This is a genomic window from Achromobacter sp. 1011791174, assembly GCF_059760925.1.
In genome coordinates this window covers 55,374-81,618 of sequence record NZ_JCBANH010000009.1, presented here as the reverse complement: position 1 = coordinate 81,618, position 26,245 = coordinate 55,374, and the positions used below count along the sequence as shown (strand labels likewise).

Below are 26,245 nucleotides of genomic sequence, written 5' to 3'. Positions count from 1 at the left end.
GTCTTTACCATCCCAGTCGGTCGGTCAGCGTCCTGTGATGCGGCCGGGACACGGGCCAGGGCTCGGCGACGCCGCGCAGGCGCAGCTGCCAGTGAAAACCCGCGCCGGCGTGCTTGTCCAGCGCGGCGACATGAGACAGGTTGACGATGGCCGTGCGATGAATGCTGGGAAATGATGCCTGCGGCAATAGCGTGCGCCAGACATGCAGCGGACGCCGGTCGAGCTCGACGCTGCCGTCGTCGATCCAGAGACGCGTCGCGTTGCGCATCGACCGGACCGCGACGATGGCCCGCAGCGGCACGCCCCGGATCCTGCCCGCCCCCGTGTCCAGGTACAGCAACGGCGCTTTCGCGCCGCGATCGGCGACGTCGCGGGCGGGCGCCTGGCTCTGATAGCGCGCGGCGCCAATCAGGCGCGCGCACAAGTCCAGCAGGGCCGCCTCGTCGTCCCGCCACGCGCGTGGCGCCCGCACGGCGTCCAGCGCCAGGCAGGCTCGTAGTCGCCCGGCCTGGAAGATGGGCACGCTGAGCATGCTCTTGACCTGTTGGCGCAGCAGTTCGCGCTTGAATGCGCGCGCGGGGGCGGGCAGCGCAGCGACGTCGTCGATTATCACCGTCCTGCCTGCGAGCAGGTCGCGATGCAGCCAGGCGATGATCGCGACGGGCGTGTCCTGCAGATCCGCGAGATGCGAACCGACGCCGAGCGCGCACCATTCATGGCTGTTGCGGAAACGGAGCAGATCGCCGTCGTACTCGAACATCCGGCAGCGGTCGGCCCGCAGCGTCCGACCCAGATGGGCGATCAGTTCCGTCATGGCCGTCTCGGCGGACAGGCTCGGCAACAGCGTGCCCGCGCGGCTCAGGCATTCTCCGGCGCGCGCATGCGCGGTCTCGCCAGGAAGCCAGCTTCGGTAGCCATTGCCTGCGCGCATGATCGCCGCTCTCGATTTCCATTCAAGGAGCGGATCGACCCGCCACGGCCACAGCATACCCAGCCGGCGGCGGCGCATCCCCGTGTAAATTAAAAATCCTTGTTCGTTCGTCCGTCCAGGATGTTCAGTGGATCGGGGCTGTATTGACGCGCCGGTTCCGTCCTTGCAAGCATGATATCCATGCCGGGCGGGACGCCTTTTCGAGGCCGCCGCATTGGGGGGACATGGCGCTTCGCCATGCCATTTGGCCGGCATAAAGGAATCGCGTCATGAACAGCCGCAACCTTGCCTCGGCGGCCACGGCCGCCTGCCCGCGTCGGCGCAGTCAATTCTCACTTGGGAGCGCTGCGGCGCTGATCACGATGCTGGCAAGCCCATTCTTCGAGCCGCAGGCGCGCGCGCAGACCTATACGGGAAACGACGCGACGGGAGGGCCTTTTTCCAGCGGCAATCAGTCCTTCCGCGACAACAGCGCGTTGAACGCGGCGACCGCCAACGCGGTCAGCGGAGGCCGGCAGACGTTCCAAGAGAGCAGCGTGCTGAACGCCTCGGTTGGCGGCGGCATCAGCGGGGGAGAGCAGGAGTTCTACGACAGCAGCGCGCTGAACGTGACGGCCGCCAATGCGATCGGCGGCGGCGAGCAGACGTTCAGCGATACCAGCATGCTGAATGCCTCGGCGGGCGATGCCATCAGTCGGGGAAATCAGTACTTCTATGGCAGCGCCACGCTGAACGCGACAGCCACCAGCGCGGTCAGCGGCGGTACTCAGGAATTCGCTGCGGATAGCATTCTCAATGCATCGGCGGGCAGGGCCCTGAACGGAGGGGAGCAGTTCTTCAACGGCAGCAGCGTGCTCAATGCCACCGTATCCGGGGCCGTCAGCGGAGGCTTCCAGACCTTTTACGGCACGAGCCAGCTCAATGCCCAGGTTGCCGGCGCCATCAGCGGCGGCACCCAGGATTTCTTCGGCAGCAGCCGTCTCAATGCCTCGGTCGCCGGCGCGGTCGGCGCGGGCGTGAAGTACTTCTCCAACAGCAGCGTGCTGGATGTGCAGAGCGACAACGCGCTGACGAACCGGGTGGACGTGCGTTTCGATCTGTTCGGCGGACCCGCGCCCGGCGGCATACTACGCCTGAACGGTCACAGCACGGTGGTCGGCCGAATCAACAGCGAGGTGACCGGGGCGGGAATCATCACCAATGACGGCGCGGCCGACAGCGTGCTGACGGTCGATTCCTCGCGGCTGGCCAACTCGTCGTTCTCCGGACGCATCCAGGACGGCGGCGCGGGCGCGCTGGGCCTGGTCAAGACGGGCGCGGGCACCTTGCGGCTGAGCGGCGCGAACACCTATCGCGGCGGCACCACGGTCACGGGCGGGATCCTGCAGGTGTCGCGCGATGCCAATCTTGGCGCGGCCAGCGGCGGCCTGACCTTGAACGGCGGCACGCTGGCGACGACGGCCAGTTTCGATTCGGGCCGGACCGTAACGCTGGCGGGCGCCGGGCAGTTCGACGTGGCGGCCAACACCGAGCTTGGTCTGATCGGCGCGATGGCCGGGACGGGCGACCTGATCAAGTCCGGCGCCGGCGCATTGCGGCTCGACCGCGCCGGCAACGCCTATGGCAATACGCGGGTCCTGGCCGGCACGCTGATCGGCAACACGGCTTCGCTCTCGGGCGATATCGGCAATGCCGCCACGGTGGTGTTCAACCAGGCGGCCGATGGCGGTTACGCCGGTGCGATCGGCGGCCTGGGCGGCGTCAATGGACGGATGGTCAAGCAGGGTGGTGGCACGCTGACGCTGACCGGCGCGTCCGCGCTCGACTGGTCGGTGCAGGCCGGCGCGCTGTCCAGCGCGGCCGAGCGGTTCAGCGGCAACGCCGCCATCAGCCCGGGCGCGACGCTCATCCTGGACCAGACCGTGGATGCCACCTATGGCGGCGCGCTGTCGGGCGGGGGCAGCCTGATCAAGCGCGGCGCGGCCGCGCTGATCCAGGCGGGCAACAGCGTGGCCTTCACGGGCAGCACCGTGGTATCGGCTGGATCGTTGATCGTGGGCGCGGACGCGGCGCGCGCCGCTGCCGTGCTGGGCGGTTCGGTGTCGGTGCAGGACGGGGCGCGACTGGGCGGACATGGCACGATCGGTTCAGGCGCTGGTTCGGTCGTGACGGTCGAGCCGGGCGGCACGCTTGCGCCCGGCAATTCGATCGGCACGCTCACGGTCAATGGCGATCTTGTCGTCGCCCGGGGGGGGCGCTATGAGGTCGAGGTCGATCCGGCGGGCAAGGCATCGGATCTTACGCGCGTCACCGGCAAGGCCACGCTCAACGGCGGCTCGGTGGCGCTGGTCGGCAACGCCGGCAGTTATGCGCTGCGTTCGACCTACACGATCCTGACGGCGGACCAGGGCCTGTCGGGCACGTTCGAGGGTGTCGCGTCGCGCTACGCCTTCCTGGATCCGACGCTGAGCTACGACGCGAACAACGCCTATCTGAACCTGACGCGCAACGACGTTTCCTTTGTCGACGCGGCCCGCACGCGCAACCAGGCCGCCGTGGCGCGTGCCATCGAGCGTATCGGGGTCAATGCGGCCAATCCCGTCTATGACGCAGTGGTCCAGCTGCCGACTGCCGCCGCCGCGCGCGGCGCCTTCGATCAGCTGTCCGGCGAGATCCTGGCCAGCGCCAGGACCGCGCTGATCGAGGACAGCCGCCATGTCCGCGAGGCCGTCACGGACCGGCTGCGCGCTGCCTGGGGCGGCGCGGGGGTGTCGACCGAATCGATGACCCTGCACGGGCGGCAGGCAGAGGCGACGCAGGAGGGGCCGGACGGCAAGGCGGTCTGGAGTCGCGGCTTCGGCGCCTGGGGCAGGACAGGCAGCGATGGCAACGCCGCCAGGCTCAATCATTCGACCGGCGGCTTCCTGCTCGGGACCGATGCGCGCCTGTCGCAGCACTGGCGCGCCGGCGCGCTGGCCGGCTACAGCCGGACCCGCTTCGATGTCGGCAATGCCTCGGGATCCAGCGACAACTTCCATCTGGGGCTGTATGGCGGCGCGCAATGGGGCCGGCTGGGCCTGCGCCTGGGCGCGGCTCACACCTGGCATGCGCTGCGCGTGTCGCGTCCGGTGGCGTTCGCCGGGTACGCGGATGCGCTGAAGGCGGACTACCGCGCGGGCACGACCCAGGTCTTCGGGGACCTGGGCTATCGCATCGACACGGCGGTGGCGGCCGTCGAGCCTTTCGTCAGCGCGGCCTATGTGAATCTGCGAACCGGAAGGATCGACGAGCGGGGCGGCGCGGCGGCGCTGCGCGCGCAAGGACAGGATACCGGCGTGGGCTACACGACCCTGGGCTTGCGCGCATCGGGCGCGTTCACGCTGGGCCGCGCGGCCGCGACCGCGCGCGCGTCGGTGGGCTGGCGCCATGCGCTGGGAGATACGACGCCGGCATCGGCACAGCGATTTGCGGGGGGCGACGCGTTCACGGCGGCCGGCGTGCCGATCGCGAGGAATGCTGCGTTGATCGAGGCCGGCATGGATGTGACGCTGGGCCGGGGGACCGCGCTGGGCCTGGCGTATTCGGGGATGATCGGATCATCGGCGCGAGATCATGGCGTCAAGGCCAGTCTTGGCATCCGGTTTTGAAGCCTTCCCATGGGCGGCTACACGCGTGGCGGCTATGAGGTTACGTGCAATGCGGAAACGGTAGCTTATTGGGACAGGGCTTCTTGCGTTTTAGTCTTCTGGAGGAATCGAATGCGGCCTGAAGCGTTTCCGTTTAGGATGCCAATGGCGTATTCAGCCTGGATTCCAGTTCCTCGACAGCGTGCAGCACATCGCCGATGTCGGGTAGCTTTCCGAAAATCATTCCACTCATTGCCAAATAGTCGCGTGCAAGCACTTCGCGCATGGCTGGTGACGTCGCCAAGGTGAAGGTGCCGTGCATCGCTGTATCCAACCCGAGGTCTGCATTGCCAAAGAATAGCCGTGCATGTCGTGCGCAATCGAGCGATAGCTTGCGGTCGGCCTGCCAGGTGGCTGCTTCGGGATGTTGGATCAGGCGGTAGACGTCGTAGTAGTGCCGCGATACGCGTTGTCCTTGCTGGCGTAGTTTCCCTCGGCGGTCATGCCATCGGCGCAAGCCATGCAGGATGATGACCTTGTCCCAGAATGTACGTTCGGGCTTGACGGTCGTAATATTTTTCACGGCCATGTCGAGGTCGGGCAAGTCGTCGGCGACATAGGGGGTTACTGTAGCGGCTTCATGGGGTTCCAACGCTGATTTGGCCCCCGCTTCGATTTTCACCGCCGAGCGGATGTAGTCGTCCGAGGTTGTTGTCACGGCGGGATACCAAAAGAGCAGTGTCTGTTGGTCGGGGTCGTCAGGGTCCGACTCCACGAGGAAACGGCCGGCCGGAATAACCCGCGACGCGATCTCGCGCAGTTGCTCTGTCATGCTGTCGGCAATGTACCGCTGGCAGGCGGCGCGGATGCGGTCGAGGCGAATACGCCGCTGCTTGTTGCTCAGGGTATCGAGGTCCACGGTTTTGATAGGTTCGCCGATGTCCTGGCGAAACACCGTGATGTCGATGTCTTCGGAAAATCGTGAAATCAATCCGAATGCCTTGGATAGCGACGTTCCGCCTTTGAACAGCAGCCGAGGGCCATCTGGTGGTTTGCCGTTGAACAGCGCATCCAGGGTCCAGCAAACCCAGAAGTCCTTTTCGACGTTCTGCACCGCTGTACCCAGACGGGCGGCTGCGGCCAGGAACAGGCCGCGCCGCTCTTCATCGCTCGCCTGGATGACGGTGGCGAAATTCGGGTTCATGTTGCAGTGTCGGGGGGCGCGCTGCGTTTGGCGGAAGAGGGCGGTTGCCGCTCGGATTCACCACCTTGCAGGGAGCAGCCATGCAGCTCGCGGACCAGGGCTTGCATCCACGCCGGCAGCGTGTGAAAGCCAGTCATCAAATCCTGTCGGATTGCGTCTCCATGTGAAGAGTCCTCCAGCAATGTGGACAAACGCTTGAGGATGTGTGGCTTGTCCGCCGGCAAAGTGTCCTTGAGCCAGTGCAATGCCTGCACAACCCGCATGGCCGGGCGGCCGGCCCAATAGAGGCGGCTGGGGGCCGTCAGTTTGAATTGGATCGTAAGCTTGTCGAGCTGGATGCTGCGCCGGCGCGCGTCAGTATGGATGGTGACGCGTGCGGGTACTGCGTCGGTGAGGCCCAGATCGTTCGCGGCGGTCATGCCATCGACCAGCAGGCGTAGCTGGTCGCGGCGGGCGATTGCGTCCACGACCGCGCGATAGTCCGGGGCTGCGACGCTCTTGGTCAAACGGTTGGTCTTGGGGCGGTCATACAGTCCTCGATCGATTCGACGCAACTGGCCCGCCGCGACCAAGCGTTGCAATGCCTTGTCTATGGCATCGCGGTTGCCAAGATGAGCGAAGTCGGTCGGTACCCACACCTGGCCAGGATTGCCCGCGCCGACGTGGATCATGATCTGGGTTTTGATATCGTTCATAAGCCACCCTTGTCCGATATTTGTATGTTTTTTTCGGACTCTTTGCAATAGAGCCTGAAATTTGTAGGACTGCTTCCGTGCGGCGTCCAATGAAAGGCGCTAGGTTGTGTCGGGGAGGTTAGTGGGGCGAACTTACTTGCCGGGACATGATTGGCCACGGCATTTGTGCGCGAAGTTGAGATGAGTCTGAAATTGAGGCCACGCTATTGGAAGCACGTAGATCGCATAAATTTATACGTATAGAATACGTATAAATTTGGAGAGACGTAAGATGGCAATCAAGCTCAAGCAACACCGTGTCAAAGCGGGCCTGACTCAAGCCGAGCTGGCCAAGACAGTAGGAGTTTCACAGCCGAACTACCAGCGCTGGGAGGCCGGCTCAGCTCCCATTCCAGAGGACAAGCTCAGGAAATTGGCAAAGGCCTTGAAGACCAAGGCAGACGTGTTGCTTGGAAGGCACCCGCCGATTGAGGCAGTGCTGTATGACGCGTCGGCCGGTGAAGACGTGAACTATTACGGCGAGGTTGCGGTTCATTTCCTGGGCGGTGGGAGGCCTTTGCTGCTTTCGATTTCTGATGGAGCATTTTCCCGGCTGCACCGAACTCTTCAGCTCAGTCCTGCGTTCGTGACAGTGGAAAGCCTGTCAAACCAGACGGTCATCATTCGGACTCAAGCTATCGCTGATTTGTATTTCTCCAGCGAAGCCTATGGCACCTTCGGCCCTGAGCACGACGACTATGACGAGCTCGATGATTTACAGATGCCAGATGCGCGTGATTGGGAAATCGTGGAAGCGCTTTGCAATGATGACGAGATAGGACTGGCCGAATTCGCGCCAGAAGACGTTGAGCGCGTTTCAAACCGGGTCATGATTTCGGACGATCAATACGCCAAGCTCGTCGCGGACGGGGTCATTCAGGCGGAAGACCTGAAAGATGAGAAGGAAAAGAACTGGGCAATAACAGAACGGATCTTTGCCTTGGCGACCGAGGTAAGTTATCAGCTGACGTCAGGGCAGCGACGAAGCATCGCTGGTCTGGAGCCTGCGCATCTATTTGAGGCCTTTGGCGAACTGGTCGAGTGCGAGGATGCCGTGCTGGGCAATCCTTTAATTCGATTGCCGGTTGAAGGATCACACCGGATTGCATTCATTCATCGCGAGGCGCTGGACTACGTCATGTTGCCAACGCATCAGTTTGAGCAAGGACGTATCGAGGCGGTAGCAGGTCTGCTCGACGAGTCGGAGTAGAAGAAGCCCGTGCCGCGCAAATGAAAACGCCCAGCTGCAGGAGCTGGGCGTCGATATGCTTTGGTGGCCTGGGGCGGAATCGAACCACCGACACGCGGATTTTCAATCCGCTGCTCTACCAACTGAGCTACCAGGCCAACGAAGTCCGCAACTATACACAATTTTTTGGACTTGTGCCAGTCAACGCGAAAAAAGTTTAAAAAAGTTAGTGGACCTGGCCAATCAAAGTTGGCGGACCCGGCCAATCGCATGGTGGCCTGCATGTCGATGCCGTATCGACGCCGATATCTCTTCGGCCGACGTCGCGCTTGTTGGACGCAGGGCATGCCCGTGTGCGCTCCAGGTGCGACCCAGCGTCGCGCCTGGCCGTCGCCGTGGTCCGTGGATAAGCCGCGGAGGTATAATCTTTAACGGTCTGCTGTTACATATTCACAAGTACAGGGCGGCCCGCCCATCCTTCCCACATGTCGGTAGCTGTCCTTGCCTTCGGTCTGAATCACACGTCCGCGCCGGTCTCGGTTCGCGAACGCGTGTCCATGCCCGTCGATCTGGTCAGGCCCGCGCTGGACGGATTGCGCTCGGCCTTCGGCGGCTCGGTCCGCGAAGCCGCCATCCTCTCGACCTGTAACCGCACCGAGATCTATTGCGCGGCCGACGGCCATGTGGCCGAGCAACTGCCGGCCTGGCTGGCCGACTACAACCGGCTCGACGCCGGCACCCTGCGCCCGCACCTCTACCGCCATCACCAGGACGACGCCGTGCGTCACGCCTTCCGCGTGGCCAGCGGCCTGGATTCCATGGTGTTGGGCGAGACCCAGATCGTGGGCCAGATGAAGGACGCCGTGCGCGCGGCCGGCGAGGCCGGTTCGCTCGGCACGCTGCTGCACCAGATGTTCCAGCGCACCTTCTCGGTGGCCAAGGAAGTGCGGTCGCAGACCGCCATCGGCGCGCAGTCCGTGTCCATGGCCGCGGCCGCCGTGCGCCTGGCCGAGCGCGTGTTCGGCGACCTGGGCCAGGCCCGCACGCTGTTCATCGGCGCCGGCGAGATGATCGAACTCTGCGCCACGCACTTCGCCGCGCAACGCCCGCGCAGCATGGTCGTGGCCAATCGCACGGCCGAGCGCGCCGAGCTGCTGGCCAATCGTTTCTCGGCCAGCACCATGAAGCTGTCGGACCTGACCGACCGCTTGTCCGAATTCGATGTGATCGTGTCCTGTACGGCCAGCTCCCTGCCCATCCTCGGGCTGGGGATGGTGGAGCGGGCCACGCGGCTGCGCCGCCACCGCCCGATGGTCATGATCGACCTGGCCGTGCCGCGCGATATCGAACCGGAAGTCGGTCGCCTGGACGACGTCTACCTGTATTCGGTGGACGACCTGGGCCGCCTGGTGCAGACCGGCACCGACGCGCGCCGCGCGGCCGTGGTGCAGGCCGAGGCCATCATCGAAACCCGTGTCCAGGGCTTCATGCACTGGATGCAATCCCGCGAAGTGGTGCCCGTCATCCGCGACCTGCACCAGGCCGCCGAGGACGTGCGCGCCGCCGAACTGGAGCGCGCGCGCCGCATGCTGGCGCGCGGCGAATCGCCCGAAGCCGTGCTGGAGCAGCTGGCCCACGGCCTGACCCAGAAATACCTGCATGGCCCGCTGGCGGCGCTGAACCGCAGCGAAGGCGAGGACCGCAAGCAGCTGCTTGCCTGGATGCCGCGCCTGTTCCCCGGCCGCGACTCCCGCCGTTAGCGGCGCTGGCCCGCGTCCCGCCTCGCGGCGGGCGTCCGCGTTGCCGCACGCCCGCCATCCGCTTTCCCCCATTCGAGTACCGCCCATCATGAAATCATCCATGCGCAGCCGGCTGGAGCATCTGTGCCATCGCCTCATCGAGGTCGACGCCATGCTTGCCGAACCGGACACCGCGTCCGACATGGACCGCTTCCGCAAGCTCTCGCGCGAGCGCGCCGAGCTGGAGCCCGTGGTCGAGGCCTTCAATGCCTTCGTGCGCAGCGAGGAAGATCTCGCCACCGCGCAGGAGATGCTGTCCGATCCCGACATGAAGGCCATGGCCGAGGAAGAGATCAAGGCCAGCCGGGGCAAGATCGAGGAACTGGAAGGCGCGCTGCAGCTGCTGCTGTTGCCGCGCGATCCCAATGACGGCCGCAGCCTGTTCCTGGAAATCCGCGCCGGCACCGGCGGCGACGAGAGCGCGCTGTTCTCGGGCGACCTGCTGCGCATGTACACGCGCTATGCCGAGCAGCGCGGCTGGCGCGTCGAGCTGATGTCGGAAAGCCCGTCCGAGCTGGGGGGCTACAAGGAAGTGATCGCGCGCATCGACGGCGACGGCGCCTACGGCCGGCTCAAGTTCGAGTCCGGCGCGCACCGCGTGCAACGCGTGCCCGCCACCGAGGCGCAGGGCCGCATCCACACCTCGGCCTGCACGGTGGCCATCATGGCCGAGGCCGACGAGGTGTCCGAGATCGTCATCAACCCCAGCGACCTGCGCATCGACACCTTCCGCGCCAGCGGCGCCGGCGGGCAGCACATCAACAAGACCGATTCGGCCGTGCGCATTACCCACCTGCCGACCGGGCTGGTGGTGGAATGCCAGGACGACCGCTCGCAGCACCGCAACAAGGACAAGGCCATGCAGGTGCTGGCCGCGCGCCTGAAGGACAAGGAAACCCGCGAGCGCCAGAGCAAGGAAGCGGCCGAGCGCAAGAGCCTGATCGGCTCGGGCGACCGCTCCGAGCGCATCCGCACCTACAACTTCCCGCAGGGCCGCGTGACCGACCATCGCATCAACCTGACGCTGTACAAGCTGCAGCAGATCATGGAAGGCGACCTGGAAGAACTGACCGGCGCGCTGATCGCCGAACACCAGGCCGAGCAGCTGGCGGCGCTGGGCGACGACGTCTGAGCCACGGAGGCGCGCGATGACCCAGGTCAAGACCTTGCTCGCAGATGCCCGGCTGCCGCGCCTGGAAGTGCGCATGCTGTTGGAGCACGTGTTGCAGAAGCCGCGCGCCTGGCTGCTGGCGCATGACACCGACCCGCTGCCGGCCGCCGCGCAGCAGGCTTACGAGGACCTGGCCCGGCGCCGGCTGGCGGGCGAGCCGATGGCCTATCTGGTCGGCCGCCGCGAATTCATGGGCCATCTTTTCCGCGTCACGCCCGACGTGCTGATTCCGCGTCCGGACACCGAGGTGCTGGTCGAAACCGCGCTGCAATGCCTGGAAGGCCAGTCCGCGCCGGCGGTGCTGGACCTGGGCACCGGCAGCGGCGCGATCGCGATCTCGATCGCGCTGGCCCGGCGCGACGCGCGCGTGATGGCCAGCGACCTGAGTCCGGCCGCGCTGGCCGTGGCCGCCGGCAACGCCTGGGAACTGGCGGCCTCGGTGCGCTTTGTCGAAGGCAGCTGGTTCGACGCCGTGCCGGCCGGCGAGGGCTTCGAGCTGATCGTCTCCAACCCGCCCTACGTGGCCAGCGACGATCCGCACCTGCGACAGGGCGACGTGCGCTTCGAGCCGCGCGGCGCGCTGACCGACGGCGCCGACGGACTGGGCGACCTGGCCCGCATCGCGCAGGGCGCCGGCGCGCGGCTCAAGCCGGGCGGCGCGTTGTGGATGGAGCACGGCTGGGACCAGGCCGAGGCGGTGCGCGGCCTGCTCCAGGCGGCCGGCTTCGAGGACGTGGCAAGCCGCCGCGACCTGGCCGGCATCGAGCGCATTTCCGGCGGCCGCTGGCCGGGCCGGCGCTAGCGGGTCTGGCCGCGCGGCCTGGGCGCGTCGAGCATGCGCATGCAGCTGTCGGCGACCGCCCGCGCGAAGGCCGCGCAGTCGGCGGGCTGAGCCGCGATGAGGTCGTCGGTGGCGCCATGCACGCCGGCGTAGATCAGCAGGGCCACGATCCTGGGCTGGTCGGTCGTCCAGGCGCCGGCTGCCATGCCGCGCTCGATGATGTCCTGCAACTGCTCAAGAATCGCGTTCTTGTCCTGGTTGGAACGATCGTGGTGGTGATGATTGGCGTAGACGATGTCGTGCGTGCGAAAGGTCTCGACGTAGGCTTCGACGTTGACGCGGATCCAGGTTTGCAGCCGCGCCCGCCAGTCGCCGGCGGGGCAGCCGTCCACGGCGTTCCGCAAGCGTTCCAGGAACCGGGCGGTGTAGCGGTTGCCCAGGGCGGTCAGCATCTCGTTCTTGGACGCGAAGTAGTGGTAGAACGTGCCCTTAGCGACCTGCGCCTCCTCGACGATCTCGCTGATTGTCGTGGCTTCCACGCCCTTGGCCAGGAACAGCTTCTCGGCGGCGGCCATCAGTTCGTCCAGCCGGACTTCGGCCGGCTTGGTCCGGGGGGACTTGGTGGGCCGGGGTTCCGGCCGGGTCGTCTGGTATCGCATCTGGCGGCCTCATCTTGCTTCGCGGCATCAGGGGGCGGGATGGGATCTCCCCTGATCGAGCGCCAAGTTTAGGCGACTTGAGGGGCCGGACTCGCGGGAACGGACCGATCCGAGGCCGGGCGCCGGCCCGGCCGGCGGCGCGGGGACGGGCCGGCGCCCGCCTAAGCCCCGACGGCGCGCAGGGGGTTCCGGCCGGTTTTCCCGGCAGTACCTATAATTGTGCAATTCCCTTGTCGGCGCCCGCGCGGCGCCTGTCTGCGAGATCACCATGAGCGACGTCCAAGAATTCATCCGCGAAACCGTTACCCAGCATCCCGTCGTGCTGTTCATGAAGGGCACCGCCCAGTTTCCCCAGTGCGGCTTCTCTGGCAAGGCCATCCAGATCCTCAAGGGCTGTGGCGTCAAGAAGCTGGTGACGGTCAACGTGCTGGAGGACGACGAAGTCCGCCAGGGCATCAAGGAATACTCGAACTGGCCGACCATCCCGCAGCTGTACGTGTCCGGCGAATTCGTCGGCGGCTCGGACATCATGGCCGAGATGAACGAGTCCGGCGAGCTCAAGACCCTGCTTGAGCAATCCGGCGCCACGGCCTGATCCCGTGCGTCGTCTCGTCGTCGGCATCACGGGCGCCACGGGCGCCCTGTACGCGGTGCGCATGCTGCAGGCGCTGCGCGGCGTGGAGGATGTCGAGTCGCACCTGGTGATCTCGGCGTCCGGCGTGCTCAACATCAAGCATGAGCTGGACGTGGGCCGCCACGACGTCTATGCGCTGGCAGACCATGTACACAGCATCCGCGACGTGGGCGCCACGCTGGCCAGCGGCGCGTTCCAGACCGCCGGCATGGTGATCGTGCCCTGCTCGATGCGCACGCTGGCGGCCGTGGCCCACGGCCTGTCCGACAATCTCATCACGCGCGCCGCCGACGTCACGCTCAAGGAGCGTCGGCGCCTGGTGATGATGGTGCGCGAGACGCCGTTCAACCTGGCGCACCTGCGCAACATGACCGCCGTCACCGAGATGGGCGGCATCGTGTTCCCGCCCTTGCCGGCGTTCTATCACCGGCCGGCCAGCATCGAGGAAATGGTGGACCACACCGTGGCCCGCGTGCTGGAAATGTTCGATATCAACGTGCCCGGCCCGCATTGGGCGGGCATGTAGGGTCATTCCACCAGTCCCAGCCCGTTGAGCGCGGCCAGGTTCTCCGGCCAGCGGCGCGCGCGTGCGTTCTGCAGTTCGATGCGGGCCCAGGCCATCCAGCCGGCCCATTCGATGCGCTTGTCCCAGGCCGTGCCCCAGGCCTGCAGCGCCGCCAGTCCGGCCGCGGCGTGGCGTTCGGCCGCCTCGAAATCGCCCGCCGTCAGCGCCAGCTGCGCCAGCATCAGGCGCGGCTCGCCGACCCAGGGATTGTGCTCGACGGCCGCTTCCAGCATGTGGCGGGCGCTGTCCATCTCGGTCAGCGGCTGCATGCGGGTCACCACCTGCCAGTACAGCGCGCTGGCCGCGGCCTCGTCGCGCGGCGTCAGCGTGGCGCGGCAATGGTCGAAGGCCGGCGGCACCGGGATGCCGGTGCCGTCCGCCAGCCGCGACAGCGGCGCCAGCAGGTGCGACAGCATGGACAGGATGTTCGACGGCGGCTTGAGCGGACCGGGCCAGAGCGAGGCGGCCCAATGCGTCTTCAGGTCGCGGCGCTGCTGCTGCGGATAGCCGGCGAAGATCTCGTCCTGCCAGCTGTGCCATTGCTCGCCGATGTCGGCGGCCGATACCACGATGAAGGCGGCCACCTGGCGCGGCGTCAGCGTGTGGACCTGGCCGTCGGCGCCTTCCAGCGCCAGTCCCTCGGGACCGGCGCCCTGGCCCTGCAGCACGGCCTGCACGAATTTCGTGCGCGGCATGGCGCAGAACAGACTGACCCATTCCTCGGCTTCCTCGCCCAGCGCCGCGCGCAGCGTGTTGCGCTCGCGTTCGCGGTCGAACAGGGTGAGGTCCACGTACTCATTGCCGTACACGCTGTGGAACAGGCCCAGCAGCCGCACTTCGCGCGGCTGGTTCCACAGCGCCAGCGTGCGGTAGACGCCCAACAGATGGTGTTTGAAGGTGCCGGCCTTGTGCCAGTCTTCGCCGGCGCTGCGGGCGAACAGCAGGTCTAGCAAAGCGGGCAGGTCGGCGTCGACGGCGGCATAGTGGTCGGCCAGCAGGGCGCGCGCCAGGGGATGGAGTTCGGTAGCGGTGGACATGGGCATGCGGGCGCGGCGAGTGCGCGCCGGGTCGATGAAGGCAGCCGCTATTGTGTCGCGGCGCGGCGCGCTTGTCATGGCCGCATCCTTATATTCGAATGGGCATATGAATATGAAAATTCATCGCTTCCGGTTTTGAGGGACGCTATCTAGAATCCCAGGCTTCCTTCGACTCCCGTCTCGCGAGAACTCCCATGCGCCTGCGCCGCTCCCTGGCCCTACTGTCCGTCCTGCTCGGCTTCGCCGCCGGCACCGTCGCAACGCCGGCCTCGGCCCAGGACGCCGAACTCAAGGTCGGCGTCACCGTCGGTCCGCACGCGCAGATCGGCGAGGTGGTGCGCGAGGTCGCGGCCAGGGACGGCCTGAAGGTCAAGCTGGTGGAATTCAGCGACTTCATCCAGCCCAACGCGGCGCTGGATGCCAAGGAGCTGGACCTGAACATCTACCAGCACAAGCCCTTCCTGGACGCGCAGAACAAGGCGCGCGGCTATCACCTGGTGCCGGTCGCCACCGCTGTGGTGCAGCAGATGGGCATCTATTCCAAGCGCGTGTCCAAGCTGGGCGACTTGCCGCCGGGCGCCAAGGTCGCCATTCCCAACGATCCGACCAATGGCGCGCGCGCCCTGCTGGTGCTGCAGGCCGCCAGGCTGATCACGCTCAAGCCGGGCGTGACCGTGACCGCCTCGCTTTTCGATATCGCCGAGAATCCCAAGAACCTGAAGTTCATCGAGATCGAGGCCGCGCAGCTGCCGCACTCGCTCAAGGACGTGGACGCCGCCGCCGTGAACTCGGCCTACGCCATCCCGGCCGGCCTGTCGCCCGCCAAGGATGCGCTGGCGCTGGAAAGCAAGGACGCGCCCTTCGCGCCCGTGGTCATCGCCGCGCGCGAGGACAACAAGAGCGATCCGCGCATCGCCCGCTTCATCAAGGCCTACCAGTCCGATGAGGTCAAGGCCTTCGTCGCCAGGCAGTTCCCCGGCGCCTACGCCACCTCCTGGTAAGCCGTTCATGTCCTCGCTGACCATCTATTCCGAGGACGCGCCTGATCAAGGGCGCACATTGCGCGACGCCGGCGAGATCGGCCGCGAGCTGGCCGCCATCGGCGTGCGCTTCGAGCGCTGGCGCGCGCAGGCGCCGCTGGCGCCCGGCGCGGCGCCGGAGGATGTGCTGGCGGCCTATCGGGAACAGATCGACCGGCTGGTCGCCGAGCGCGGCTACCGCAGCGTGGACGTGGTCAGCCTGGACCCGTCCCATCCCGAGCGCGCGGCGCTGCGCGCCAAGTTCCTGGCCGAGCATACGCATGCCGACGACGAGGTGCGTTTCTTCGTCGCCGGCAGCGGCCTGTTCGTGCTGCACGCCGAAGGCCGCGTGTACGCGGCGCTGTGCGAGCAGGACGATCTGATTTCGGTGCCGGCCGGCATCCGGCATTGGTTCGACATGGGTTCGAGCCCGGCCTTCACCTGTATCCGCCTGTTCAACGATCCGGCGGGCTGGGTGGCGCGGCTCACCGGCGACGATATCGCGACGCGGTTTCCGACGCTGGCCTGAGATCGGCGCTTCCGCCAGGCTTGGCATTGTCCAGGCCCGGCGGAGGATCCTGTGGCTTATGCCGCAGTCGGCGCCGGATACGTCTTCTGGTAATGCACCGTGAAGGTATTGAACGCGGCCAGCGCCTTGTGCGGATCGTGGCCGGGCTTGACCAGGAAGCTGTCGAAGCCCACCCGCGCCTGATAGTGGATGGTGTCTATCATCACGTCGCCGACCGCGCGCAGCTCGCCTTGCCATTGATAGCGCGTGCGCAGCAGCTGCGCCAGCGAATAGCCACGGCCGTCGGTATAGATGGGAAAGTCCACCGCGATGAAGGCGATGCCGGACGGATCCAGCGTGCCGTCGGCGTCGGCCAGCTCGCGCAGGTCGGCGTCGGGTTCCAGCAGCACGGCCACCGGATGATGGTGACGGCGCAGCGTGGCGCGCGAGGTCTTCCAGGTGGACAGCGGCACGATCCAGTCGGGCTCGTCGCGCGGCACCTGACCTTCGGCGGCGACTTCGGGATCGGGCGCGAACAGGCGCGCCGTGTCGGTTTCCAGCCGGCCGCCCCGGATCAGGTGCGGGCCTGGGGCGTCGTGGGCAAAGACCTCAGACATGGGCGGGCTCCTGCGCGGGCTTGGCGAAAGCGGGATCGGCGTACACGTCCTGCTTGAAGGGATCGATGCCGACGCGGTCGACCACGTCGATGAAGCGTTCGGCTTCGCTGTCACGCAGGCCGAGGTAGGTCTGGATCAGCCGGTCGACCACGCCGGGCACCTGGTCGCGCGCGAACGAGGGGCCGATGATCCGGCCCACCGCCGCGCCGCCGCCGCGCGTGGATTCGATGTCGGGCAGCGGCTTGGCCGCGCCGTTCTGGCGTCCGCCGATCGTGACCTGATACCACTCCTCGCCGGCCTTATCCACGCCCAGGATGCCGATGTGGCCGACGTGGTGATGGCCGCAGGAGTTGATGCAGCCCGAGATGTTCAGGTCCAGCTCGCCGATCTCGAACAGGTAGTCCAGGTCGTCGAACTGGCGCTGGATGGCTTCGGCCACCGGGATGGAGACGGCATTGGCCAGCGCGCAGAAGTCCCCGCCGGGACAGGCGATGATGTTGGTGAGCAGACCCACGTTGGGGGTGGCCAGGTTCAGCGCTTCCAGCTGCCGCCAGAGTTCGTGCAGGCGCGCGCGGCGCACGTCGGCCAGGATCAGGTTCTGCTCGTGCGAGACGCGCAGTTCGCCGAAGCCATGCTCGTCGGCCAGCGCGGCGACCGCGTCCATCTGGTCGGCGGTGATGTCGCCGGGCGGCACGCCGGTGGCCTTGAGCGAGACGGTGACGGCGGCGTAGCCGGGCACCTTGTGCGCGTGCACGTTGGTGCGCAGCCAGCGCGCGTAACGCTTGTCGGTGGCGGCCAGCTCAGCCGAATGATCGGGCTCGTCCCTGGCCGCCGGATCATATTGCGGCCAGACGAAGCGGCCGGCGATCTGGTCGACGAAGGCCTGGCTGATGGTGTCCGGGCCGCCCTTGATGGTCTGCCATTCCTCGTCGACCTGTTGCGCGTACACCTCGGGCGTCAGGTCCTTGACCAGGATCTTGATGCGCGCCTTGTATTTGTTGTCACGGCGGCCATGCAGGTTGTAGACGCGCAGCGCGGCCTGCAGGTAGGTCAGCAGGTCCTGCCATTCGACGAAGGGGTTGATCAGCTTGCCGACGATGGGCGTGCGGCCCATGCCGCCGCCGATCCAGACGCGAAAGCCCAGCTTGCCGTCGCGCTCGACCGCCTGCAGGCCGATGTCGTGCACGCCGACGGCGGCGCGGTCCTGCACGGCGCCGCTCACGGCGATCTTGAACTTGCGCGGCAGGAAGGCGAATTCCGGATGCAGCGTGGACCACTGGCGGATGATCTCGCACCACACCAGCGGGTTCACCAGCTCATCGGGCGCGATGCCGGCGAAGTGGTCGGTGGTGGTGTTGCGGATGCAGTTGCCGCTGGTCTGGATGGCGTGCATCTGCACCGTGGCCAGCTCGGCCAGGATCTCGGGCACGTCCTCGAGCTTGGGCCAGTTGAACTGGATGTTCTGGCGGGTGCTGAAATGGCCGTAGCCGCGATCCCACTTGCGGGCGATGTGCGCCAGCGTGCGCAGCTGGCGCGAGGCCAGGATGCCGTAGGGGATGGCCACGCGCAGCATGGGCGCGTGGCGCTGGATGTACAGGCCGTTCTGCAGGCGCAGCACGCGGAATTCGTCTTCGGTGAGCTGGCCGTCCAGGAAGCGGCGCGTCTGGTCCGAAAACTGCGCCACGCGCTGCTCGACGAGCTGCTGGTCGACCGGGTCATACACGTACATGTCTACTGCCCTTGAAGTCTTTCGGTTCTTGGTGTCCTGCCGGAGCGCCGGGCGCGGCGCGTCCACGGGAGGATTCATAACCGTAGCAGGCAGCCACGATGAGCGTCTAAGTCATTCTGGTAATAAGGTCATGCGGGCGATAAGCATATGACCGGGCGCGCGCCGGCACGGCCGCAGTGGCGGCAGGCGCCGGTTCCAGCCTGGGCTTGCAGCGCGGGGGTCACGTACCGGCTGACCGCCGGATTTCACAGCGCCGCGCGCACCGCCCAGCGGGCGGCCGCCACCAGCAGCGTCACCAGCACGGCCGCCATCAACAGCCCCGTCGCGATGACGTGGCCGGGCTTGTTGCCCGCGATGTCGGCATCGTAATCGCGCCGGCGGCGTATTCCGAGAAACCCCCACAACACGGTCTTGACCGTGCGCAAGAAAGCCCGCATGCCCTGCTCCTGTCGTGATGTCGTCCAGGCAATGTAGGCCGGCGTGGCGCCGCGTGGCAGGCGCAGCTGCGGCTCAATCGGGCGTAGCAGATGTCGCGCCGTCCGGCAGGGCAATGCCGCGCACGATATGGTCCAGCAGCTCCCGCGCGGCCGGGGACACATGGCGGCCGGCCCGGCTCAGCACCTGCAGGCTGCCCTGGTTCAGGATCGGATTGGACAGCGGCAGGCTGGCCAGGCGCTGCGCGCGCAGGTCGGCGGTGACGGCGATGGGCGGAGTCAGCGCGTAGCCGATGCCGGTGGCGGCGAACTGCCATAGCGCCTTGAAGGACGAGGTGGTCAGCACATTGCGCAGCCGCACCTGCTCGCTGATCTCGGCGGCCTGGATGTGCTGGCGCACGCCGAAGCCCTCCTGCATGGCGGCGCCGGGATAGTCGGCCAGGTCGGTCAGCAGCAGCGGCCGGCGCAGACGGGTGAGCGGATGGTCGTCGCGCACGATGGCGCGGATGGGCTCGGGCCGCGAGTAATGCGTGCGCAGCCGCGCGTCGTTGGGCGGCTGGAACACCAGGCCGATATAGGCCTGGTCGTCGATGATGCGCTGCGCGATCTCGGAGGTGCGCGCCACGTCGATGTCCAGCGTGACCTCGGGATGGCTGCGCCAGTAGCCCGGCAGCACGCGGTCGAACATCAGTTCCACGAAGCCCTCGCCCAGCACCAGGTCGATATGGCCGCGCTCGGCCTTGCGCAGGCTGTCGATCTCGGAGAAGAAGCTGTCCTGGATGTCCTGCTGCCGTTTCACGTAGCGCGCCAGCATGTGGCCGGCGTCGGTCGGCACCAGACCGCGTCCGCGCCGCTCGAACAGGGCCATGCCGCAATCGCGCTCCAGCGCGGCGATGGCCCGGCTGACGGCGGAGGGGTCCATGTCCAGCAGCTCGGCCGCGCCGCGCACCGAGCCTCGGCTCATGACCTGCATGAAATAGTGGGTGCGGCGGGCGTCCAGGGTTTCGTCCATGGGGGATCCAGATGCAAGAGCGGGGCGGCGGGCGGTGACAGGGTGGGATTGCGGCGGCAAACCCACACTTCTTTTAAGGGTTTACCCAGGCTTTCTGGCTGTTCATGCAAGAAATTCCCAGGAAGCACCCAACCGTTGCATTTTACGCAACGTTTCTGCGCGGGCGATGTCATGGTTGCGGGGTGGGGGCGGGGCGAAAATCGCCCCTGCGCGTTCGCGCGCGTCCCGGGAGGACGCGGCGGATGCCGGCGGATGCGCGCGCGGATCCGCCCGCTTTCTTCCAATAGCTACTCACGTACTCCAGGGGAATCCCATGTCTCACGCCAGCGCCAGCCTGGCCGCGCCTTCGATGTCGCTGTCCAGCCGCATCCGCATGCTTGTCGTCATCCTGATGGTGGTGCTCATTTCCGAGGCCATTGGCAGCATGACCTTCGCGGTCGGTCCGGGCAAGATCGTGCTGCAGCCCATGCTCTGGGCCATCTTCATCGGCGCGGTGGTCGCGGCCCTGGGCCAGCGCCTGCCCGCCGGCGCCGGCGTGGACACCGCCATGCAGACGCGCATCAGCGGCTATCTGCAATACGCGCTGCTGCCCTTCCTGGCCAAGCTCGGCCTGATGGTGGGCGGCGCGCTGCCTCAGGTGCGCGAAGCCGGCTGGGCCCTGGTGTTCCAGGAGTTCGGCCACTTCTTCGGCACCATGGCCGTGGGCCTGCCGCTGGCGCTGCTCCTGGGCATCAAGCGCGAGGCCATCGGCGCCACCTTCTCGGTGGGCCGCGAGCCCAGCCTGGCCATCATCGGCGAGCGCTACGGCATGAACTCGCCGGAAGGCCGAGGCGTGATGGCCGAGTACATCACCGGCACCGTGATCGGCGCGCTGTTCGTGGCGCTGCTGGCCGGCTTCATCACCAGCCTGAACATCTTCGATCCGCGTTCGCTGGCCATGGGCGCGGGCGTGGGCTCGGGCAGCATGATGGCCGCCGGCGTGGGCGCCATCGCCTCGCAGCAGACCCCGGAAATGGCGCACCAGGTGGCCGCGCTGGCCGCCGCCGCCAACCTGCTCACCACCGTCGTGGGCGTGTATTTCACGCTGTTCATCTCGCTGCCGACCACCATCTGGCTGTACGGCAAGCTCGAGCCGGTGCTGGGCCGTTTCTCGCGCGCCAAGGCCGACGAGGCCGTCGCCGCCGATGCCGTGGCCGACGAGACGCCCGCCCACGGCTCCAAGCTGGGCTTCGGCGATCGCCTCACCGCCTATGCGGTCTGCGGCCTGTTCGCGCTGGTGGGCAACCAGTTCGGCTACAAGGTGCCGATCCTGGACGCGCTGCCGGGCATGCTCATCATCCTGGCGCTGGTGGTGCTGACCGACCTGCTGCTGCGCGTGATCCCCAAGCTGCCGGCCGTGTTCGTGCTGTCGGTGCTGGCCATGACCGCCGGCTGCCCCGGCGTGCTGCCGTACTCCGAGCAGATCATCGCGCTGGTGGGCAAGGTCAACTTCCTGCCCTTCACCACGGTGATCCTGGCGATGGCCGGCCTGTCCATCCTCAAGGACCTGCCCGCCTTCCGCAAGCTGGGCTGGAAGATCGTGGTCGTGTCGCTGGCCGCCAACGCCGGCACCTTCCTGGGCGCGACGATGATCGCCGAGTTCTTCCACTGAAGCGGCGCGTTGCCTCGATGAAAGAAGCCACCCCTCGGGTGGCTTTTTTCATGCGTCTTGTTGTGCGATGACGGGCCGGGCGTTCACCCGCCTCGCCGCGGCCGACCCGTTGCGGCCTGGGCCAGGGGCGGCGACTAGGTCCGCGCGCCGGGACGGTAGCGCGCGTTGTCGGTGGCGTTCTCGACGGGGCCGATGTTGGCGACCTTCGGGATGCCCAGGCCGGCGGCCTTCAATGCCACGGCCGTCTGCAATTCCTGGACCTGCGGATTGCCCATGGCGACGCGGTAGGGTTGCAGCGGCGTCAGGCCGGCGATGGTGCCCAGGTCCTGTGTGCCATTGGCGGACGGCTGGACGGGGGCGGCGATGAAGTCGTCGATGGCCCGGCGCATGCGGAAATCCGCGTGCTGGTCGCGCAGCAGGTCGACATCGACGGTGGGTTGTGCGGGCGTGGCGGCTAGGGCTGGCGCGCGCGGCGGTGTGGCCGTGGCGGCATCGGCGCGTCCGTCGCCTGCCGGGACTTGCGCGATGCGCGCGTTGGCGACGGGCTGCGCATTGCGACCCGCCCGCAACTGCGCGGCGCGTTGCGCCTGGCGGGCGGTGAATTCGGTTTCCCAGACCGGGCGGGTGTCGTCCAGCAGGGGGATGCGCGCCGGATACGGGGCGGCGACGCGGGGCACGGGCGAGATCGCGGCGATGTTCATGCGGGGCTCCCTGGGCGTCCGGGACTGAAGGCTTGGAGCGTGCCGGCGGGGCGGGCGTTCCGCCCGGCCAGGCAAGTCCAATGTACTCCTGTCGCGCGGCCGGCGCCATGCGCCCCTACCAGGCCGGCGGAGGTCAGCGCGCGCCGCTTGCCTTGTCCGCCGGGCCGGCCTCTGACTGCTCCGGATCGCCGGCGAACAGACGCATCAGCGAGTCGCCGCGCGGCGTGATGAAGTCGTCCAGGCGCCAGCATCGCGCGCCTTCCTTCTTCAGCGCCAGGTGCACCGCGTGTTTGCCGGGCGCGGCGCCGGGATCCAGCACGAAGGCATAACGCATGGCCACCACCGCCGCGTCTTCCTGCACGGATTCGGCCTCGAAGGCGATGGGCTCGGCGATGTCGCCGTCCTGCGCGCCGAGCCAGGGATCGTAGTCCAGGCGGCCGACCTCGCCCTTGGCGTAGGCCCATTCCTTGCGCAGCGCCGCGTCGAACGCGGGTGTAAACAGCGCCGGGTCGTGGCGCTTGGCGTTCCAGTGGAAGTCGGCGTGCCTCTTCTGGAAATCACGCGCCCATTGCTCGGGAGCGGGACAACCCGCGTAGGCGGGGAGGGCGGCGGCGCACAGGACGAGCGTCAAAAGGCGTTTCATGGAAGCGGTTCCTGCCTGCTGGATAGGAGGGCAAAGGTGGCGGATCGCAGCATAGCGCAGTCTTACGGAGATCACGATTGATTGCAGTTAGGTGCCCGGTCTTTTTCGGTGTCGCGGTGGGCCGGGTTGATAGGCCGTGCCTACTAGGATAGGTCCGATTTTCCAACGGAGACCGTCATTAGAGCCTTGTTTTCAAAGAGGGAAATATAGAATCCCTCGGTGATGATGATTGATTGGCCGGGTGGCGCTAACCGATGTTTCGAGGACCGCTCAATTGAGTGTCGAGGTCTCGTCATTGCCCTCGAATGCCTTGAGGGCCTGAGACTGAAAACGAAAAATGCGTGAGTTTCTCGACACCATGTGGTTCTGGGGCCACTTGAACGAAGGGTGGTCCACCTTTGCCACGATGCTGATCGTCGCGGTGCTCTTGTGGGGCGGGTACCAGCTGTTTAGAGTTCTTCGAGGGAAAAAACCCCGGAGGAGTCTCGAACTTCCTGGTTTCCTGGCCTTGGTGTCTCTATCTGTGATCCTCGGAAAAATGGTGCATGGGCTCTTGTTTATTCAATAACCATGGGCCATCCGAAAAGAACTAAGTTGATGCGTGAGTCGGCAGCGCATTCAGCGATTGCTGTGTCGCCACGATCACTCGTCCCATCGGAGTCAGTCAATGAAAGCAACAATCGCGGCATCAGCTCCCTTTGAGCCAGTGCGGGGCAAGTCACTCCGGTTCAAGAGACTGACGGTTGTTCTGTTGTTTTCCTGGCTGCCCGCGGTCGCCGTGGCTGAGGAAGTGGATACGTCCGCCCTGGACGCGCCTCAATTCAGCCTGGGAATGGTCGGCTTCATCGGACGCATCTCCGATGCCGAGAAGCGAATGCTCGAGGTAGAGAAAAGCCCTGAAGCAAGCCGGATCTTCTCCGCAATCGTTGAGGACGAAGGGAGGGGCGGTGTGGCCAGGTTGTATGCGGCATGCGGGTTGAAGCGTAGCGATAGATCGCAGTTCGATCATGCTTTCAACAGGCTGGAAAACACGGACGAGAAGGTCTCCGTCATGTATGGAGATGTGATGCAGCAAGAGGACTTCAAGGTCCTGCTGGCCCAGATCAAGGGCGGTCTTTGCTAGGCGCATGAGAAAAAAAGCCCCTGGCTTGCGCCAGGGGCCCAGCGGCGGCCCGATAGGCGCCGTACCAGGCGGGCGTCCGGCCCGGGGCCCGGCGGGAATCCCCAGTCCTCGCTGCCCGCCCCAAAAGCGGAGCGTCGCGCTCAGGCGTGCGGCAGCGTGGCCTGCATGGACGGGCGCTGGTTGAACGCGGCGAACCACGCGGCCACGGCGGGGAAGCCGGCGCGCCAGTCGTAGTCGGGATAGCGGAAGTCCAGGTAGCCCAGCGCGCAGCCGATGGTGATGGTGCCGATGTCCACGCGCTGCGCCAGCGCGGCGGTGTTCTGTTCCAGCAGCGCCAGGCCGTCGCGCACCTTGCCCATCTGGCCTTCGTACCAGCCGTCCCAGCGCAGCGCCTCGGGGCGCAGCACGGTTTCGTAGCGGGCCAGCAGCGCGGCGCCCAGCATCCCGTCGCCCAGCGACTGTTCCGTCAGCGCCTGCCAGCGCGGCTTGCCTTCGGCCGGGAACAGCGCGCCGCCGCCCAGGACGTTCAGGTATTCGCAGATCACGCGGCTGTCATACAGCACCTGGCCGTCATCGGTGAAGAAGGTCGGCACCTGGCCCAGCGGGTTGCTGGCGATGATGGTCTGGTCGCGCGCGACCGGGCCGGCCGCGCTGGGCAGCTTCTCGATGCGATCGGCCAGACCGAGTTCATGCGCGGCCACCAGGCATTTGCGCACGAAGGGAGAGGCGGGGGAGAAATAGATTTTCATGGAAAGATCCTTGTCGGTTGCTGGCGTCAGGAAGTCGCGCCGGCCAGGTGGCGTCCGGCCACCCAGCCGAAGGTCAGGGCCGGGCCCAGGGTGATGCCGGGCGCCGGGTAGGCGCCGCCCATCACGGATTGCATGTCGTTGCCCGCCACGTACAGGCCGGCGATGGGCCGGCCGGCGTCGTCGATCGCCTGGGCGTGTTCGTTGGCGGCGATGCCGCAGGCGGTGCCGATGTCGCCGGGGTAGACCTTCACCGCGTAATAGGGGCCGTCGCCCAGCGGCGCCAGGCAGGGGTTGGGCTGGTGCTCGGGGTCGCCCAGGTAGCGGTTGTAGGCCGTGCCGCCCTTGCCGAAGTCGGGGTCTTGTCCCTGTGCCGCGTGCGCGTCGTGGCGCGCGACCGTGGCCTGCAGCTTGTCGGCGGGCACGCCCAGGCGGCCGGCCAGCGCGGCCAGCGTCGGCGCCTGCAGCAGATAGCCGGCGTCGATCAGGTGCTGGCGCGGACGTCCGCCGGGCAGGGCCAGGCCCAGGCCCCAGGTGTCGATGAAGCGCTGGCCGCAGATCAGGAAGGCCGGAACGGCATCGGCGGGCGAGCGCTGCATGGCCTGCACGAACTCATGGTACGAGGTCGATTCATTGACGAAGCGCTCGCCTTGGGCGTTGACGGCGATCAGGCCGGGCTTGGCGCGGTCCCACACCAGGTGCGGATAGTGCAGCGGCGGCTGGCCGGGGCGTTCCAGCACCGACACGGGCGCCCAGAACGCCGGGCTGGCGTAGCCGCTGCCCAGCGCCGCGCCGGCGTGCTCGGCCAGGCGGATGCCGTCGCCGGCGTTGTCGCGCGGCGACATGGACCACAGGCCGGCGGGCTTGGGATAGGTCTGCTCGCGCCGCTTCGCGTCCCACGGAAAACCGCCGGTGGCCATGACCACGCCCCGGCGCGCGCGGATGTTCAGCGTCTTGCTCTCGCGCGTCACGGCCAGCCCCAGCACGCGGCCATTGGCGTCGCGATGCAGCGTCCGCGCGGCGGTGTTCAGCCAATAGGGGATGTCGCGCCGGATCAGGCCGTGGAACAGCTGGGCCGCCAGCGCGTTGCCCAGCAGCAGCCGCGTGCCGCGATGACGGCCGCCGAGGCGGTCGGCGGCGTAGCGCAGCACCAGCTTCATGCTGTGGCGCCAGGCCGTGAACGAGCGGGTGGCGCGCAGCAGGTGCCGCACATCGGTGATGTTGACCATCATGCCGCCCAGCACGGTGAATTCCTTGAGCGGGTCGCGCAGCTCGCGGAACTTCGCGCCGAGCTTGCGGCCGTCGAACTCCACCGGGTCCAGCGAGCGTCCGCCCATGGCTGCGCCCGGACGGTCAGGATAATAGTCGGGCGAGGCGGTGCGCGCGGCCACCTGCAAGTGGCCGCGCTCGACCAGGTAGTCCATCATGCGCGGCCCGGCTTCCAGGTAGGCGCGCTTCATCGCGTCGGAGGACGCGGCGCCCACGGTCTGCTGCAGATAGGTCCAGACCTGTTCGAAGGTGTCGGGATGGCCGGCGCCCTCGCTCTGCGCGTTCAGCGGGATCCACAGCGCGCCGCCGGAGATGGCGGTGGAGCCGCCGATGCGGTCGGTCTTCTCGACCAGCAGCACGTCCAGCCCTTCTTCGCGCGCCGTCAGCGCCGCGGCCATGCCGCCCGCGCCGGAGCCGACGACCAGCGCGTCGACCTCCAGGTCCCATTTGATGCCTTCCATGC

General features: G+C 67.0%; 24 protein-coding genes and 1 tRNA gene. 11 read left to right on the top strand and 14 right to left on the bottom strand.

Features of this window, described 5'->3' with window-relative positions; translation table 11 throughout:
- Positions 1 to 4: 4 nt before the first annotated feature.
- Positions 5 to 988 carry a GAF domain-containing protein gene (locus AC6LJ5_RS05480; protein WP_498139992.1) on the bottom strand — a complete coding sequence of 328 codons (984 nt, stop codon included), beginning with the start codon at positions 986 to 988 and terminating at the stop codon, positions 5 to 7.
- A 212-nt stretch (positions 989 to 1,200) separates the two neighbouring features.
- Between AC6LJ5_RS05480 and AC6LJ5_RS05475 the strand changes: the two genes are divergently transcribed.
- Positions 1,201 to 4,578 carry an autotransporter outer membrane beta-barrel domain-containing protein gene (locus AC6LJ5_RS05475; protein WP_498139991.1) on the top strand — a complete coding sequence of 1,126 codons (3,378 nt, stop codon included), beginning with the start codon at positions 1,201 to 1,203 and terminating at the stop codon, positions 4,576 to 4,578.
- 133 nt (positions 4,579 to 4,711) lie between these two features.
- Here AC6LJ5_RS05475 and AC6LJ5_RS05470 read toward each other — a convergent pair whose 3' ends face one another.
- Complete coding sequence (locus AC6LJ5_RS05470; protein WP_498139990.1) at positions 4,712 to 5,761, bottom strand: nucleotidyl transferase AbiEii/AbiGii toxin family protein; 1,050 nt, start codon at positions 5,759 to 5,761, stop codon at positions 4,712 to 4,714.
- Positions 5,758 to 6,456 carry a DUF6088 family protein gene (locus AC6LJ5_RS05465; protein ID WP_498139989.1) on the bottom strand — a complete coding sequence of 233 codons (699 nt, stop codon included), beginning with the start codon at positions 6,454 to 6,456 and terminating at the stop codon, positions 5,758 to 5,760. Before AC6LJ5_RS05465 ends, AC6LJ5_RS05470 begins: the two co-directional genes overlap by 4 nt.
- A 271-nt stretch (positions 6,457 to 6,727) precedes the next feature.
- On the opposite strand from AC6LJ5_RS05465, the gene AC6LJ5_RS05460 reads away from it, so the two are divergent.
- Positions 6,728 to 7,705, top strand: coding sequence for a helix-turn-helix domain-containing protein (locus tag AC6LJ5_RS05460; RefSeq protein WP_498139988.1), 978 nt, complete (start codon positions 6,728 to 6,730; stop codon positions 7,703 to 7,705).
- 61 nt (positions 7,706 to 7,766) lie between these two features.
- Here AC6LJ5_RS05460 and AC6LJ5_RS05455 read toward each other — a convergent pair.
- Positions 7,767 to 7,842, bottom strand: a tRNA-Phe gene (locus AC6LJ5_RS05455).
- Between the two features lie 327 nt (positions 7,843 to 8,169).
- On the opposite strand from AC6LJ5_RS05455, the gene hemA reads away from it, so the two are divergent.
- From hemA to prmC, 3 genes are all read left to right on the top strand, one after another.
- Positions 8,170 to 9,444 (top strand): glutamyl-tRNA reductase, encoded by a 1,275-nt coding sequence (gene hemA / locus AC6LJ5_RS05450; RefSeq protein ID WP_103271368.1) that lies wholly within the window; start codon positions 8,170 to 8,172, stop codon positions 9,442 to 9,444.
- Positions 9,445 to 9,532: 88 nt separating this feature from the next.
- The gene (prfA, locus tag AC6LJ5_RS05445) at positions 9,533 to 10,615 is read left to right on the top strand and encodes a peptide chain release factor 1 (RefSeq protein WP_103271367.1); all 1,083 of its coding nucleotides are present in this window, start codon (positions 9,533 to 9,535) and stop codon (positions 10,613 to 10,615) included.
- 16 nt (positions 10,616 to 10,631) lie between these two features.
- On the top strand, positions 10,632 to 11,456 hold the full coding sequence (gene prmC, locus AC6LJ5_RS05440; protein WP_103271366.1) for a peptide chain release factor N(5)-glutamine methyltransferase: 825 nt from the start codon (positions 10,632 to 10,634) through the stop codon (positions 11,454 to 11,456).
- Here the strand turns inward: prmC and AC6LJ5_RS05435 are convergent.
- On the bottom strand, positions 11,453 to 12,094 hold the full coding sequence (locus AC6LJ5_RS05435) for a TetR/AcrR family transcriptional regulator (protein ID WP_103271365.1): 642 nt from the start codon (positions 12,092 to 12,094) through the stop codon (positions 11,453 to 11,455). The genes prmC and AC6LJ5_RS05435 overlap by 4 nt on opposite strands.
- Positions 12,095 to 12,362: 268 nt before the next feature.
- Between AC6LJ5_RS05435 and grxD the strand changes: the two genes are divergently transcribed.
- Together grxD and AC6LJ5_RS05425 are read left to right on the top strand one after the other, a co-directional pair.
- Positions 12,363 to 12,689 (top strand): Grx4 family monothiol glutaredoxin, encoded by a 327-nt coding sequence (gene grxD / locus AC6LJ5_RS05430; protein ID WP_103271364.1) that lies wholly within the window; start codon positions 12,363 to 12,365, stop codon positions 12,687 to 12,689.
- Positions 12,690 to 12,693: 4 nt separating this feature from the next.
- Positions 12,694 to 13,254 (top strand): UbiX family flavin prenyltransferase, encoded by a 561-nt coding sequence (locus tag AC6LJ5_RS05425; RefSeq protein WP_103271363.1) that lies wholly within the window; start codon positions 12,694 to 12,696, stop codon positions 13,252 to 13,254.
- A gap of 2 nt (positions 13,255 to 13,256) precedes the next feature.
- On the opposite strand, the gene AC6LJ5_RS05420 is transcribed toward AC6LJ5_RS05425, so the two are convergent.
- Positions 13,257 to 14,330, bottom strand: a complete 1,074-nt coding sequence (locus AC6LJ5_RS05420; RefSeq protein WP_392409002.1) for a DUF6817 domain-containing protein — start codon at positions 14,328 to 14,330, stop codon at positions 13,257 to 13,259.
- Positions 14,331 to 14,524: 194 nt separating this feature from the next.
- Between AC6LJ5_RS05420 and AC6LJ5_RS05415 the strand changes: the two genes are divergently transcribed.
- Entirely contained in the window at positions 14,525 to 15,331 is an 807-nt protein-coding gene (locus tag AC6LJ5_RS05415) for a MetQ/NlpA family ABC transporter substrate-binding protein (RefSeq protein ID WP_498139987.1), read from the top strand.
- 7 nt (positions 15,332 to 15,338) lie between these two features.
- Complete coding sequence (locus AC6LJ5_RS05410) at positions 15,339 to 15,878, top strand: 1,2-dihydroxy-3-keto-5-methylthiopentene dioxygenase (protein WP_498139986.1); 540 nt, start codon at positions 15,339 to 15,341, stop codon at positions 15,876 to 15,878.
- A 56-nt stretch (positions 15,879 to 15,934) separates the two neighbouring features.
- Here the strand turns inward: AC6LJ5_RS05410 and AC6LJ5_RS05405 are convergent, their stop codons facing one another.
- From AC6LJ5_RS05405 to AC6LJ5_RS05390, 4 genes are all read right to left on the bottom strand, one after another.
- On the bottom strand, positions 15,935 to 16,474 hold the full coding sequence (locus AC6LJ5_RS05405) for a DUF934 domain-containing protein (protein WP_103271360.1): 540 nt from the start codon (positions 16,472 to 16,474) through the stop codon (positions 15,935 to 15,937).
- Complete coding sequence (locus AC6LJ5_RS05400) at positions 16,467 to 18,203, bottom strand: nitrite/sulfite reductase (RefSeq protein ID WP_498139985.1); 1,737 nt, start codon at positions 18,201 to 18,203, stop codon at positions 16,467 to 16,469. The genes AC6LJ5_RS05405 and AC6LJ5_RS05400 overlap by 8 nt, the downstream gene beginning before the upstream one ends.
- A 245-nt stretch (positions 18,204 to 18,448) precedes the next feature.
- Positions 18,449 to 18,640: a DUF2970 domain-containing protein gene (locus tag AC6LJ5_RS05395; RefSeq protein ID WP_103271358.1), complete on the bottom strand. Its 192-nt coding sequence runs from the start codon at positions 18,638 to 18,640 to the stop codon at positions 18,449 to 18,451.
- Positions 18,641 to 18,713: 73 nt separating this feature from the next.
- Entirely contained in the window at positions 18,714 to 19,649 is a 936-nt protein-coding gene (locus AC6LJ5_RS05390) for a LysR family transcriptional regulator (RefSeq protein ID WP_498139984.1), read from the bottom strand.
- A 313-nt stretch (positions 19,650 to 19,962) separates the two neighbouring features.
- Here AC6LJ5_RS05390 and AC6LJ5_RS05385 point away from each other — a divergent pair, with 313 nt between their 5' ends.
- Positions 19,963 to 21,300: a DUF3100 domain-containing protein gene (locus tag AC6LJ5_RS05385; protein WP_103271356.1), complete on the top strand. Its 1,338-nt coding sequence runs from the start codon at positions 19,963 to 19,965 to the stop codon at positions 21,298 to 21,300.
- 134 nt (positions 21,301 to 21,434) lie between these two features.
- Here the strand turns inward: AC6LJ5_RS05385 and AC6LJ5_RS05380 are convergent, their stop codons facing one another.
- Both AC6LJ5_RS05380 and AC6LJ5_RS05375 read right to left on the bottom strand, forming a co-directional pair.
- Entirely contained in the window at positions 21,435 to 22,001 is a 567-nt protein-coding gene (locus AC6LJ5_RS05380; RefSeq protein ID WP_498139983.1) for a hypothetical protein, read from the bottom strand.
- Positions 22,002 to 22,134: 133 nt separating this feature from the next.
- Positions 22,135 to 22,644, bottom strand: coding sequence for a YqhG/Tai3 family protein (locus tag AC6LJ5_RS05375; protein ID WP_158658291.1), 510 nt, complete (start codon positions 22,642 to 22,644; stop codon positions 22,135 to 22,137).
- Between the two features lie 667 nt (positions 22,645 to 23,311).
- Here AC6LJ5_RS05375 and AC6LJ5_RS05370 point away from each other — a divergent pair.
- Complete coding sequence (locus tag AC6LJ5_RS05370; RefSeq protein ID WP_498139982.1) at positions 23,312 to 23,767, top strand: hypothetical protein; 456 nt, start codon at positions 23,312 to 23,314, stop codon at positions 23,765 to 23,767.
- A gap of 140 nt (positions 23,768 to 23,907) precedes the next feature.
- Here AC6LJ5_RS05370 and AC6LJ5_RS05365 read toward each other — a convergent pair whose 3' ends face one another.
- Together AC6LJ5_RS05365 and AC6LJ5_RS05360 are read right to left on the bottom strand one after the other, a co-directional pair.
- A complete protein-coding gene (locus tag AC6LJ5_RS05365) occupies positions 23,908 to 24,516 on the bottom strand; it encodes a glutathione S-transferase (protein ID WP_212319092.1) in 609 nt (202 codons plus the stop codon).
- Positions 24,517 to 24,542: 26 nt separating this feature from the next.
- Positions 24,543 to 26,243 carry an FAD-dependent oxidoreductase gene (locus AC6LJ5_RS05360; protein WP_498140007.1) on the bottom strand — a complete coding sequence of 567 codons (1,701 nt, stop codon included), beginning with the start codon at positions 26,241 to 26,243 and terminating at the stop codon, positions 24,543 to 24,545.
- Positions 26,244 to 26,245 lie beyond the last annotated feature (2 nt).

Coding starts and splice junctions, on each gene's coding strand:
- AC6LJ5_RS05415 (WP_498139987.1), top strand. CDS start 14,525: ATGCGCCTGCGCCGCTCCCTGGCCCTACTGTCCGTCCTGCTCGGCTTC.
- prfA (WP_103271367.1), top strand. CDS start 9,533: ATGAAATCATCCATGCGCAGCCGGCTGGAGCATCTGTGCCATCGCCTC.
- AC6LJ5_RS05435 (WP_103271365.1), bottom strand. CDS start 12,094: ATGCGATACCAGACGACCCGGCCGGAACCCCGGCCCACCAAGTCCCCC.
- AC6LJ5_RS05390 (WP_498139984.1), bottom strand. CDS start 19,649: ATGGACGAAACCCTGGACGCCCGCCGCACCCACTATTTCATGCAGGTC.
- AC6LJ5_RS05400 (WP_498139985.1), bottom strand. CDS start 18,203: ATGTACGTGTATGACCCGGTCGACCAGCAGCTCGTCGAGCAGCGCGTG.
- AC6LJ5_RS05360 (WP_498140007.1), bottom strand. CDS start 26,243: ATGGAAGGCATCAAATGGGACCTGGAGGTCGACGCGCTGGTCGTCGGC.
- AC6LJ5_RS05370 (WP_498139982.1), top strand. CDS start 23,312: ATGAAAGCAACAATCGCGGCATCAGCTCCCTTTGAGCCAGTGCGGGGC.
- AC6LJ5_RS05375 (WP_158658291.1), bottom strand. CDS start 22,644: ATGAAACGCCTTTTGACGCTCGTCCTGTGCGCCGCCGCCCTCCCCGCC.
- AC6LJ5_RS05465 (WP_498139989.1), bottom strand. CDS start 6,456: ATGAACGATATCAAAACCCAGATCATGATCCACGTCGGCGCGGGCAAT.
- AC6LJ5_RS05480 (WP_498139992.1), bottom strand. CDS start 988: ATGCTGTGGCCGTGGCGGGTCGATCCGCTCCTTGAATGGAAATCGAGA.
- AC6LJ5_RS05410 (WP_498139986.1), top strand. CDS start 15,339: ATGTCCTCGCTGACCATCTATTCCGAGGACGCGCCTGATCAAGGGCGC.
- AC6LJ5_RS05405 (WP_103271360.1), bottom strand. CDS start 16,474: ATGTCTGAGGTCTTTGCCCACGACGCCCCAGGCCCGCACCTGATCCGG.
- AC6LJ5_RS05395 (WP_103271358.1), bottom strand. CDS start 18,640: ATGCGGGCTTTCTTGCGCACGGTCAAGACCGTGTTGTGGGGGTTTCTC.
- AC6LJ5_RS05385 (WP_103271356.1), top strand. CDS start 19,963: ATGTCTCACGCCAGCGCCAGCCTGGCCGCGCCTTCGATGTCGCTGTCC.
- AC6LJ5_RS05420 (WP_392409002.1), bottom strand. CDS start 14,330: ATGTCCACCGCTACCGAACTCCATCCCCTGGCGCGCGCCCTGCTGGCC.
- AC6LJ5_RS05460 (WP_498139988.1), top strand. CDS start 6,728: ATGGCAATCAAGCTCAAGCAACACCGTGTCAAAGCGGGCCTGACTCAA.
- hemA (WP_103271368.1), top strand. CDS start 8,170: ATGTCGGTAGCTGTCCTTGCCTTCGGTCTGAATCACACGTCCGCGCCG.
- grxD (WP_103271364.1), top strand. CDS start 12,363: ATGAGCGACGTCCAAGAATTCATCCGCGAAACCGTTACCCAGCATCCC.
- AC6LJ5_RS05380 (WP_498139983.1), bottom strand. CDS start 22,001: ATGAACATCGCCGCGATCTCGCCCGTGCCCCGCGTCGCCGCCCCGTAT.
- AC6LJ5_RS05365 (WP_212319092.1), bottom strand. CDS start 24,516: ATGAAAATCTATTTCTCCCCCGCCTCTCCCTTCGTGCGCAAATGCCTG.
- AC6LJ5_RS05470 (WP_498139990.1), bottom strand. CDS start 5,761: ATGAACCCGAATTTCGCCACCGTCATCCAGGCGAGCGATGAAGAGCGG.
- AC6LJ5_RS05475 (WP_498139991.1), top strand. CDS start 1,201: ATGAACAGCCGCAACCTTGCCTCGGCGGCCACGGCCGCCTGCCCGCGT.
- prmC (WP_103271366.1), top strand. CDS start 10,632: ATGACCCAGGTCAAGACCTTGCTCGCAGATGCCCGGCTGCCGCGCCTG.